The 10,288-nt window shown below is 71.5% G+C and carries 10 protein-coding genes and 1 pseudogene; 5 read left to right on the forward strand and 6 right to left on the reverse strand.

Translation table 11 applies throughout. The annotated features are described in order from the left end of the window. The first annotated feature begins 435 nt into the window (after positions 1-435). From AB0F61_RS19515 to AB0F61_RS19525, 3 genes are all read left to right on the forward strand, one after another. Positions 436-1,095: a C39 family peptidase gene (locus AB0F61_RS19515; protein ID WP_357811527.1), complete on the forward strand. Its 660-nt coding sequence runs from the start codon at positions 436-438 to the stop codon at positions 1,093-1,095. 302 nt (positions 1,096-1,397) lie between these two features. Continuing rightward, positions 1,398-2,291 carry a DUF1996 domain-containing protein gene (locus tag AB0F61_RS19520; RefSeq protein ID WP_357811529.1) on the forward strand — a complete coding sequence of 298 codons (894 nt, stop codon included), beginning with the start codon at positions 1,398-1,400 and terminating at the stop codon, positions 2,289-2,291. Positions 2,292-2,361: 70 nt separating this feature from the next. Further along, positions 2,362-2,982: a DUF305 domain-containing protein gene (locus AB0F61_RS19525; RefSeq protein WP_357811531.1), complete on the forward strand. Its 621-nt coding sequence runs from the start codon at positions 2,362-2,364 to the stop codon at positions 2,980-2,982. A gap of 51 nt (positions 2,983-3,033) precedes the next feature. Here the strand turns inward: AB0F61_RS19525 and AB0F61_RS19530 are convergent, their stop codons facing one another. The 4 genes from AB0F61_RS19530 to AB0F61_RS19545 all read right to left on the reverse strand — a co-directional run bounded on the left by AB0F61_RS19530 (position 3,034) and on the right by AB0F61_RS19545 (position 6,896). Further along, complete coding sequence (locus AB0F61_RS19530; protein ID WP_357811533.1) at positions 3,034-3,351, reverse strand: alpha/beta fold hydrolase; 318 nt, start codon at positions 3,349-3,351, stop codon at positions 3,034-3,036. A gap of 286 nt (positions 3,352-3,637) precedes the next feature. Then, complete coding sequence (locus AB0F61_RS19535) at positions 3,638-5,281, reverse strand: ABC-F family ATP-binding cassette domain-containing protein (protein WP_357811535.1); 1,644 nt, start codon at positions 5,279-5,281, stop codon at positions 3,638-3,640. A 262-nt stretch (positions 5,282-5,543) separates the two neighbouring features. Continuing rightward, positions 5,544-6,281 (reverse strand): alpha/beta hydrolase, encoded by a 738-nt coding sequence (locus AB0F61_RS19540; RefSeq protein ID WP_357811537.1) that lies wholly within the window; start codon positions 6,279-6,281, stop codon positions 5,544-5,546. 12 nt (positions 6,282-6,293) lie between these two features. Continuing rightward, a complete protein-coding gene (locus AB0F61_RS19545; RefSeq protein WP_357811539.1) occupies positions 6,294-6,896 on the reverse strand; it encodes a TetR/AcrR family transcriptional regulator in 603 nt (200 codons plus the stop codon). Between the two features lie 142 nt (positions 6,897-7,038). Between AB0F61_RS19545 and AB0F61_RS19550 the strand changes: the two genes are divergently transcribed. Continuing rightward, a complete protein-coding gene (locus AB0F61_RS19550; RefSeq protein WP_357811541.1) occupies positions 7,039-8,142 on the forward strand; it encodes an aldo/keto reductase in 1,104 nt (367 codons plus the stop codon). 117 nt (positions 8,143-8,259) lie between these two features. On the opposite strand, the gene araD is transcribed toward AB0F61_RS19550, so the two are convergent. Together araD and AB0F61_RS19560 are read right to left on the reverse strand one after the other, a co-directional pair. After that, positions 8,260-8,961: an L-ribulose-5-phosphate 4-epimerase AraD gene (gene araD / locus AB0F61_RS19555; protein ID WP_357811543.1), complete on the reverse strand. Its 702-nt coding sequence runs from the start codon at positions 8,959-8,961 to the stop codon at positions 8,260-8,262. A 187-nt stretch (positions 8,962-9,148) separates the two neighbouring features. Next, entirely contained in the window at positions 9,149-10,135 is a 987-nt protein-coding gene (locus AB0F61_RS19560; RefSeq protein WP_357811545.1) for an alpha/beta fold hydrolase, read from the reverse strand. A 59-nt stretch (positions 10,136-10,194) separates the two neighbouring features. Here AB0F61_RS19560 and AB0F61_RS19565 point away from each other — a divergent pair. After that, positions 10,195-10,288: pseudogene (locus tag AB0F61_RS19565) on the forward strand (nucleoside-diphosphate kinase); the annotation flags it as partial.

Consider the following 10,288-nt stretch of genomic DNA (forward strand, 5'->3'; position numbering starts at 1 on the left):
CCCGACCTTATGGAACCGGAGTCGATCACCCAAGACGGGCGCCACGATTCAGGCGCATTGTCCGGTTCCGGCGGCGGCGTCCCGTGGTCGGTGCCACCGGGACGGCGGAATCGTGGGCGGGGCGGGGTCGTTATACCTGGCAGGCCACCGCGACCTCGGGTCGCGGTGCGCGGCAGCCCCCGGGAACACCCGGCAGGTCGCCCCGGTTACATCCCCCGCAGGTCGCCCCGGTTACATCCCCCGCAGGACCGAGCACCACCTGGTGAGCCGGGCAGACGGAATGACCCGCCGCCGCGAACCGTTACACCCTGTCCCGACGCCGGCCCCCTTCGCGGGGCTGCCGGGCGAGAACTTCGAAGCTTCCCCCTTGCACGTGCGGCACGCCCACCCCCCGGGCGTGCCGTGCACACCCCCGATGCAGAGGAGCACGCCATCATGCGTACCGATCTGATCCGTAAGACCGCCCTGACCGCCGCCGGTCTCGCGTTCACCGGTGGGGCCATCGCCGGACCCGTCACCGCCGCCTACGCCGCGTCGGAGACGAAGCCGGCCACCCAGACCCAGTCCGACCGCAAGAACCACAGCGAGCGGGAACTCGGCGTGCGCTACGAGGCACAGCCGAACTTCTACTACTGCGGGCCCGCCGCGACCCGCAACGCCCTGTCCGTACAGGGCAAGAACATCAACGTCGACGACATGGCCAAGGAGATGGGCACCACCGAGGCCGGCACCAACTCCATCAACGACATCACCCCGGTCCTGAACAAGGAAACCGGCAAGACCGACGCCTACCACAGCGTCGAGATCAGCAGCCCCGACGCCGACACCAAGCAGACCGACACGTTGCGCGCCGACATCGTCAAGACCGTTGACGACGGGCGGGCCGTGGTCGCCAACATCGCCGGCACCAGCACCGACACCGACGGTGTCACCCACTCCTACGAGGGCGGGCACTACATCAGCGTCGTCGGCTACCGCGACAACGGCAACACCGCCACCATCGCCGACTCCGCCGACCCCAACCAAGCCGCCTACCAGATCAGCGTCGAGCACCTCGCCGACTGGATCGCCACCCGCGGCTACGCCACCAGCTGACCCACCACCAACACCACGGCAAGCCACCACCACCGCACCACAGCAAGCCAGCACCACCGCACGACCGCACCACCGAAGGGCCGGACCCCACCACGGGGCCCGGCCCTTTCGGCGCCGTCATTTCCACCAACTGCCTGATGTATTGACAAGTTTCGACGTTGGGGTGAGGCTTGGGCGACCGGTGAGAGCGCTCTCTCGCATCGGCTCCGCCGGTCACCACCAGTCTGGTCTGGGCAATCTCCGACGTCTTCGGCGGCGGCGTCGGAGCTACCCCTGACCCGTCCCCCGACAGGAGTCACGAGATGGACAGGGCCGCACCCCTCTCCGCCAACCACCGCCGACTGCGCCTCGCCACGGCGATCGGCGCCCTGCTGGTGCTACTCGGCACGTACGTCGTCTCCACCACCGAGCGGGCCAACGCCGGCCCGGTCGCCAACGCCATCCGGGTTGCCGAATTCCCCGCCGACTGCACCTACAGCCACCGGCTGCCGGACGACCCGATCGTCTTCCCCGGCCTGCCCGGGGCGTCGCACATGCACAGCTTCTTCGGCAGCACTGTGACGAACGGCAACACCACCCTGCCCGACCTGGTCGGCTCCCAGAGCACCTGCAACCCGCGGGTGGACGTCTCGTCCTACTGGGTGCCGACCCTCTACCGGGACAACGTGCCGGTGGAGCCGGCGATCGCCACGTTCTACTACCTGGGCGAGGGCGTGCGCTCCGACGTCGTCGCGAACACCCAACCGTTCCCGCTCGGGCTGCGACTCGTCGCCGGCAACGCGAAGGCCACCGGGCCGAACGACAGCATCGCCCGGTGGTCGTGCCTGCACGCGGGACAGGTGCCGCCGTCGAAGGACTTCGTCACCTGCCCGTCCGGCACGATGCTGGAGTCGTACCTGGACTTCCCGCAGTGTTGGAACGGCCGCGACCTGGACTCGCCGGACCACAAGAGCCACCTGGCGTACCCGGTGAACCAGGCTTGCCCGAGCACCCACCCGGTGCACGTGCCGAAGTTGCGGCAGGTGCTGCGGTACCCGGTCAACGGCGACCCGTCGCGGTTCCGGCTGGCCTCCGGGCCGGGCTACACCATGCACGGCGACTTCTTCAACGCCTGGCCGGTCGCGGAGATGGCCCGGCGGGTCCAGGACTGCATCCGTCCCGTCATCAAGTGCGGTGCCGACGGCCGACCGATCTGAGCCGACAGGCGCAACCGCGGCGGCGGGTCCGGTCACCCCGGGCCCGCCGTCGGGGGCGAGAGGAGGTTGGATGCGAGGAATCCCCGTGCGCAAGGCCGGGTGCCTGCTCCTCGCGGCACTGCTGCTCCTCAGCGCGTGTACCAGCGGGTCACCGGCCGAGCCCGTGGCATCGACCACCACCGTGCCGTCCACCGCGACGGCCGCACCGGTCGGGACGGCTTCAGCCGGCGGCCCGGCCGGTCTGTTCAGCGCCACCGACATCGCGTGGCTTCAGCTGACGGTGGCGATGAACGAACGCCTCTTGCCGGTGCTGGACCTGGTGCCGAGCCGGACCACCGACCCGGCGTGGCTGAGGTTCGCCGCTCGGCTGGGCACGGCGCACCGCGCCGACCTGAGCACGGCCCGACGGCTGCTCGCCGAGTCCGGCGCGCCGACGACCAACCCGCACGAGGGCCACGACATGCCGGGCATGGTCACCGACGAGGAGTTGGCCGCGCTGCGGTCGGCCACCGGTGTCGCGTTCCAGCGACGGGCCGGCCAGCACGTGCGAGCGCATCTGGACCAGGCGGTCCGGATCGCCACCGCCGAGCAGCGGGCCGGGGTCCATCCCATGACCACGGCGTTGGCCTCGGCGGTCGTCCGGACGGGAAACGCCGACCTCGCCGGGCTTGATCGGTTGGACCGGCCGTGACGGCTGCCTGGAAGCGCGATGGAGCCCGTATCGGTAGGCAAGCCGCAACGCTCAACCGCGACTGGTGACGATCTCGTCGAGCAGCGCGGCAAGCTCGGCCGGGCGGGACAGGAACGGCGAGTGGCTGGACTCGATCCGCCGGACGTCGGTGGCTCGGTCGGCCATCTTCTCCTGTAGTGGCACCGAAATGGCCCGGTCGTTGGCGCAGACGACGTAGGTCGACGGGATGGAGCGCCATGCCGGCTCGGTCACCCGGTCCACGCATGCCCGCAGGCGCTGGTCGACCAGCTGATCGATGGCTGTCTCGGCGTCGGCGTCCGACAGGTCGGCGTAGAACGCCTCCCGCGGGTCCCCGGTGAGGGGGATCAATCCGTCGGTGTCCGGTGGGCAGGTCGACGGCGCGGGTCCGGTAGCCGAGGACGTCAAGTTCCGCCCGGAGCCGGTCCCAGACACTCGGCTGGTGCCAGGCGCCGTGGACGAGCACCAGGGTGGGTCGGTTCGAGGTCACGTGTGCCCTCTCGCTGATCGGACGCATTGTCGGACAGTCGGTCCGGCAGCAACGATGCCGCACAGACGCCCCTCCACCTGCACTGCGGGCGGCCGAGCCGGTGATCATCGCCACCGTTGCCCCCTGCCGACGAGCAGCGGAGCGGTCCTACGCGAACGTCTTCGTCAGCGCAGGCCCCGCAGCGAGGGTCACCTCCCGGCCCGACCATCGGGAGCGGAGCCGCCGGTCGTGGCTGGCGACGACGATGGCACCCGGTCCGGTGCCGAGGGCCTCCTCCAGCTCGTCGCAGAGCCGAGGCGAGAGGTGGTTGGTCGGCTCGTCCAGCAACAGCAGTTCCGGCGGGTTGGCGACGACTATCGCGAGACCGAGGCGACGACGCTGTCCGACCGACAGTTCGGCTACCGGACGGTCCAGGTCCGTCGACGCGAGCAGCCCGAGTGCCGACAGCGGCACCGCTTCGGCCCGTTCCGTCCCGACCGCCGCGTCGAAGACCTGCCTGGCCGTCCGCCGCGCATCCGCGAAGATGCTGTCCTGGCTGAGCAGCCCGATACGAAGATCCGGTCGCCGCCAGACGGCTCCGTCGCAGGTCAGGTTGCCGGCGATGACGGCGAGCAGAGTCGACTTGCCCGCGCCGTTGGGGCCGCTCACCAGGAGCCGGTCCCGGGCCGTGATCTTCAGGTGCGCCACCCGGAGTCGGCCGGGAACCTCCAACCGGTCTGCCGTGACGATGGCCTCGGCGCCGTCCCCGGTGGCGATGACCGGGGCGTGGAAACGCAGCGGCTCGGGCGGCGCGGGGACCTGTTCGCGTTCCAGCGTCGCCAGTCGACGGGTGGCGTCGCGAACACGGCGGCGGATCTGGTTCTGTACGCGACCGGCAGTGTGCCCGTACCCCATCTTCTCGCTGTCGCGAGGGCCCCGGCCGTGAGCGACCTGCTGCCCGGTCACGGCGGCGGCCTCGCGCAGCTCGGCGAGGAGCGCCTGCTCGTCCTCGTAGCGTCGGCGCCAGCGTTGCGCCTCGGCGTGCTTGGCCGACAGGTAGGCGGTGTAGCCGCCACCGTGGCGGACCGGCCCGTCGACCGCCGGGTCCAGGTCGATGATGTCGGTGCACACCGCGTCCAGGAAGGCGCGGTCGTGACTCGCCACCACGACCACTCCGGGCATGGCGCGGAGTTGGTCCTCGCAGAACGCGGCGGCCGCGTCGTCGAGGTGGTTGGTGGGCTCGTCGAGCAACAGCGCGTCCGGCCGACGGATCAGCATCGCCGCGAGGGCGAGGCGACCACGCTGCCCACCGGAGAGCGCGGCGAGTGTCCGGTCGTGGGGTATGCCATCGAGGCCGAGGCCGGCGAGCACCGTCCGGGCGCGCCGGTCGGCATCCCAGGCGTCGCGGTCCTGCGCCCGCTCCAGGACTTCGGCGTACGCGGTCAGCAGCCGGTCGTGCTCCTCGGTGCCCTCCGGCGAGTCGGCGAGCGCCACACCGATCTGGTCCAGCTCGGCGAGGTCGGACCGGGCCTCGCGGAGCGCTTCGTCGAGGATCCCGGCGACTGTCGCGGACGGGACGAAAGGCAGTTCCTGATGCAGGAAGCCGAGGCCCGGTGGGCGTACGACAGTGCCGGAGTCGGGTTCGTCGACGCCGGCCAGGACCCGCAACAGGGTCGTCTTGCCGGTGCCGTTCTCGCCGATGAGGCCGATCCGGTGACCGGGCGCGGCGGTCAGCGAGACACCGTCGAGCACCCGGCGGGTGCCGCGGATCCGCACCAGGTCGTGGGCGATGAGAGCGGGTCGAACAGACATGGGGACCTCGGGGAATGGAGATCCGGGCGCACGAGGGGTGGCCCGGCGGGAGCGGGCATGACGACAGGGGCCGCGGCGACGGCGGCGCGATCACGCGCCCGTCGGCGGCCGGTCCGGGTGTTCACCCGGAGATGTCGTCGTCACCTGCCACGCCTGCTCCGATCTCCGGCAATTCGCGTCCGAGGTTAGCTCACGCCAGCCGGCCGGGCCTCGCCCGCCGCCCGGCGGCGCTGCCCTCGTTCGGCCGACGTGCCTGTCGTCCTCAAAAGGTCGCCAGCAGCCGGGCGATGGTCGCCGGCTCCGCCAGGTGCGGGAAGTGGCTACCGGGCAGCACTGTCACCGCGACCTGCGGCAGGTTGTCCGTCAGCCAGGTCAGGTAGCGGGGCGGCGGCTCGGACGAGGTCACCCAGCGGTAGGGAATCCCCCGCTCGCCGATCGACCGCAGGGCGCGCTGCCGCTCGGCGGAGATCCCCTCGTCGGACCCGCGCAGGATCTCGCCCCAGTAGCCCAGCAGCAGGTCCGGCCGAGGATCGGTAGCGGTGGTCACGATCTCGCGCGCATCGGCCGGCAACGCCTCGATGCCCATCCCGGCCAGCATCCCGTCCCACACCCGCCGCCAGTCCGGGCCGCGCAGTGCGGGTTCGGCCTGGCGTACGGCAACACCGAACGGGCCGGGCAGCAGGATCTGGTCGAGGTTCACCACGCCGCGCACCGGGTGGCGGGCCGCGTACGTCGTGGCGACCACCGCGCCGACCGAATGTCCCACCACGATCGGCTGAGTGAGACCCGCCTCGATCACCTGCTCGTGTACGACGTCGGCCACCTCCGCCATCCCGTAGGACGGCAGCCGGGGTGCGTCACCGTGCCCGGGCAGGTCGAGAGCCAGGACCCGCCGGGCGGGATCAATGAGCGCCAGCTCGCGCCGGACCGGGTCCCACTGTCGCCGGTCGAAGGTGAGGCCGTGCAGCAGCACCAGGGGTGCGCGGTCGTCGTCAGTCATTGCCACACCCTCCTACGTCCGGGCGCCCGAGCGCAGCGTGTCGAGGGTGAGGTCGAGGACCGCCTCCAGGTGATCGATCTTTCCGGTGGAGAGCAGCAGCAGCACGCCGCCCTGGATGCCGGCCAGCAGCGCTGCGGCGGCGCGGTCGGCGTCCACGTCCGCGGCGATGTCCCCGGTCGACTGCATGTGCCGGATCCCCTCGGTGATCGCCTTCTGCCAGCGCCACATGAGCCCGGTCACGATCGCCTGCGCGCCCGGCGCGCGTCGGCCGGTCTGTCCCAGCAGCCCGTTGAGCGGGCACTTCACGCCCTGCGCGAGGTAGCGCTCGATGAGCCGGTCGCGCCACGCCTGCCAGGCCGGCCAGGAGGTCAGGTTGCTGAGCATCGGCTCCTGGTCGATGAGCACCTGGTCGGCCTCGTGCTGGGCCACCGCGAGCAACAGCTCCTCCTTGCCGTCGGGGAAGTAGTGGAAGAGCTGCCCCTTGCTGGTGCCGGTGCGGGCCAGCACGTCCTCGAGGCGTACCTCGTCGACGCCGCGCTCGCGGATCTCGGCGACCGCGCCGGTGACGATGCGTGCGCGGGTGGCCTCGCCCTTGCGGGTGAACGCCCGTGTCATGCGGCCTCCGTCGCCGTCTCGTCCCCCTGTGCCTGCCGGTCCGACCCTAGCTCGGAGTTTGGACTTGCGGGTCCATTTTCGGCGAGCAAAGGTCTCAAGCGCGGCCGATCCGGGCCGACACCACGATCGGGAGGGCACCACGATGAACCACTACTACCTGCTCGGGCGGTCCGGTCTACGGGTGAGCCGGCTGGCGCTGGGCACCATGAACTTCGGCGTCGACGGGTTCCACGCCGCGTACGGCAAGACCGAGGAGGAGGCGGAGCCGATCTTCCGCCAGTACCTGGAGGCGGGCGGGAACCTCATCGACACTGCGGACTTCTACACCGCCGGGGAGAGCGAGAGGATCCTCGGCCGTCTGATCGACCGGGCCGGCGTCCGCGAACGGCTCGTGCTCACCAGCAAGGCCACAAACACCGTCGACCCGACCGACCCGAACGCCAGCGGCAACGGTCGCAAGCACCTCATCCGGGCCGTGGAAGGTTCCCTGAGCCGGCTCGGCACCGACTACCTCGACCTGTACCTGCTGCACACCTGGGACCGGATCACCCCGGTCGAGGAGGTCGTGCACACCCTCGACGACCTGGTACGCGCCGGCAAGATCCGGTACGCCGGCCTCTCCGACGTGCCGGCCTGGTACGCGGCCCGGGCGCAGAGCTACGCCGAGGCACACGGGCTGGCCCCGATGATCAATGTGCAGCTTCCGTACTCCCTGGTGACTCGGGGCATCGAGGCCGAGTTCGTGTCGATGTCGCAGAGCCTGGGGATGGGGCTCACGGCGTGGAGCCCCATCGGCGGCGGGCTGCTCAGCGGCAAGTACCGACGCACCGGCGCGGGCGTGAGCGGGACCGGCCGGTTGACAAACCCCGACGCCGCCGGCCGGGAGATCAACCCGCGCGACTGGAAGGTCATCGAGGCGCTGGAGAGCGTGGCCGCCGACCTGGGCCGCAGCATGGCCCAGGTGGCGATCAACTGGGTGGCCACCCAGCCCGCCGTCGCCTCGGTGATCGTCGGGGCGAGCAGCCCCGAGCAGCTCGCCAGCAACGTCGGCGCGCTCGACTTCGAGATCCCGGCCGACGCTCGTCGCCGGCTCGACGAGGCAAGCGCCCCGGACCTCGGGCTGCCGTACGGCATGTTCACGCCGCAGTACCAGTCGTGGGTGGTGAGCCCCGGCCTCGGCATCGGCGACAAGCCGACGGGTTACGCCCCGCCGGTCTTCAACGGGGCCACCCAACCCACGGCGTGAGACCCTGCGGGCGGTCTCCGGCCGGGTGCCCGGCTCGACCCACAAGCGAGGACGGGACCACCGGCACGGGCTCTGCGCGCCGTGCCGGTGTCGCACCGTTTCACCGCACGGCGACGGTCACGGCCGGCTCTGCTCCGGAAGCTGGTTGCCGTAGTAGGCGCCGGCGCCGTGCTTGCGGGTGAAGTGGCGGTCCAGCAACCACTGCGGCGCGGCGGCCGCGGGGTTCAGCGACAGCGTCTTCAGGGCCATCTCCGCGACCGCCTCGCAGACGATCGCGTTCTCCACCGACTTGAGCGGGTCCTTCGCCCAGGTGAAGGGGCCGTGGTTGGCGGCGAGGGCGACGGGGTTGGCCAGCGCCTCGGCCTCTCCCCCGATCAGCTCGATGATCGCCTGAGCCGTGTTGAACTCGTAGTCGTGGGCGCACTCGTCGGCCGTCAGGTCCCGGGTCACCCGGATCGGGCCGGCGAAGGTGTCGGCATGCGTGGTGCCGAGCACCGGCACGTCCCGCCCGGCCTGGGCGAAGGCGACGGCGTGCGTCGAGTGGGTGTGGGTCACCCCGCCGATGGACGGCCAGTGCAGGTAGAACGCGCGATGGGTCTCGCTGTCGACGGAGGGTCGCAGCTCTCCGGCGACGACCCGCCCGGTCTCCAGATCCACCGGGACCAGCAGGTCGGCCGTGAGGTCCTGGTACGCGACGCCGGAAGGCTTGATCACGTAGATGCCTGCCTCGCGGTCGACTCCGCTCACGTTGCCCCAGGTCAGCGCCGCCAGGCCGGCCTGGGCGATGAGGCGGTTCGCGGCGAGGACTGCGGCACGCAAGTCGGTTGATCCGGCCGTACTCATTGCAGGTGGCGCCTTTCGGGTGGGGGTGGCGGTAGCGCGGCACGTTAGCGCTAACATCCTGCCCGGTCAATAGCGGTTTCGCATTGCCGGACAGGGGTGACGCGCCCGCACGAGGCACGACACAGCGCAGTTTAGACGCCGGCGCGACGGCGCGCGGTCCACCTCACTCGTCGACGCTTGCCGCCCGGGTGAGGCCGGGCGTCGGTGTCGCAGCGCCCTCGTAGAGCGCGACGTACCGGCGGCGCAGCTCGGCCCCCTGCACGCCGAGCGCGGCGAGGTTGAGCAGGTTGTGGCCGACGCCCAACGCCTCGGGCAGGGTGCAGACCCGCAGCGGGATGGCGTTCGCGTCGGCGATCCGGCGGGGCACGGTCACCGCCGTGGCGAGGTCCACCACGCCGTCGAGTGGGCTGATGGCGACGGCGGCGGTCCGCAGACCGGTCCGGCGCGGCGGATTCGGCAGGCTACGCGCGATCGTCAGGTACTGGGTGACGGCGGAGAGCGAGTAGCCGCGTGACGTGACGCGATCCGGGAGGATGCGCCGCCCGTACAGCGTGATGAGCGGTCGGACCGCGAAGGCCGGTGCCTGACGCGGGTCCGGGCCGAAGAACGGCGACAGCAACAGCAGGTGCCGTACGACGTCGCCCGGCACCTGGGCCAGCCAGGTGGCCAGCACGGCGCCGCCGGAGATCCCCACGACGCCCACCTCGTCACCGAGGCCCGCCGCGACGGCAAGCGCCCGCGCCGCGTACGTCGTCAACTCCTCGGCCTCGACCCGGTGGTGGGCCCGCTTGTCGACGGTCCCGTGGTGGGGAGCCCGCGGAATCCAGACGTTGTACCCGCTGTCGAAGAACTCCTCGGCGAGGCCGTCGTACTGCTCGGGCGCGAGGGTGTATCCGTGCAACAGCAGAACGACCCGGCCGGTACGGGAGCCGTGGCTCAGCAGGCGGCTCCGCGATTCCGGCCGGATCGCTGGATCCGCCGCCTCGGCCGCGATGACGGCCACGGCGGCGCGGGTGGCGGTGTCGAAGTCGAGCGGTTCAGACGGTGCGACGCGTAGCCCACGGCGGCGCGGCGGCCAGAGATACAACCCGGCGACGAGCGCCACGACCAGCGCCAACCCACCGAGGACGAGGGCGATGATCTCCGACATGCTCCGATGCTGACAGGGGTGCGGGTCGGTGTCGGCCGAGGGGTGCGCCCTGGTGACAGGTGCTCTCGGGCGACCAGGTCATCGACGTGGTGCGGGGGCTGGTCGGGGCCACCGACGGGCGCCGGGCCGCCGCCGGCACCATCCGGGGCGACC

Source organism: Micromonospora sp. NPDC023888, assembly GCF_040639415.1.
GTDB lineage: Bacteria > Actinomycetota > Actinomycetes > Mycobacteriales > Micromonosporaceae > Micromonospora.

Excerpts from the sequence above, each read along its gene's own strand:
- AB0F61_RS19525 (WP_357811531.1), top strand. The coding sequence starts at position 2,362 with ATGCGAGGAATCCCCGTGCGCAAGGCCGGGTGCCTGCTCCTCGCGGCA.
- AB0F61_RS19545 (WP_357811539.1), bottom strand. The coding sequence starts at position 6,896 with ATGACACGGGCGTTCACCCGCAAGGGCGAGGCCACCCGCGCACGCATC.
- AB0F61_RS19540 (WP_357811537.1), bottom strand. The coding sequence starts at position 6,281 with ATGACTGACGACGACCGCGCACCCCTGGTGCTGCTGCACGGCCTCACC.
- AB0F61_RS19535 (WP_357811535.1), bottom strand. The coding sequence starts at position 5,281 with ATGTCTGTTCGACCCGCTCTCATCGCCCACGACCTGGTGCGGATCCGC.
- AB0F61_RS19515 (WP_357811527.1), top strand. The coding sequence starts at position 436 with ATGCGTACCGATCTGATCCGTAAGACCGCCCTGACCGCCGCCGGTCTC.
- AB0F61_RS19560 (WP_357811545.1), bottom strand. The coding sequence starts at position 10,135 with ATGTCGGAGATCATCGCCCTCGTCCTCGGTGGGTTGGCGCTGGTCGTG.
- AB0F61_RS19550 (WP_357811541.1), top strand. The coding sequence starts at position 7,039 with ATGAACCACTACTACCTGCTCGGGCGGTCCGGTCTACGGGTGAGCCGG.
- AB0F61_RS19520 (WP_357811529.1), top strand. The coding sequence starts at position 1,398 with ATGGACAGGGCCGCACCCCTCTCCGCCAACCACCGCCGACTGCGCCTC.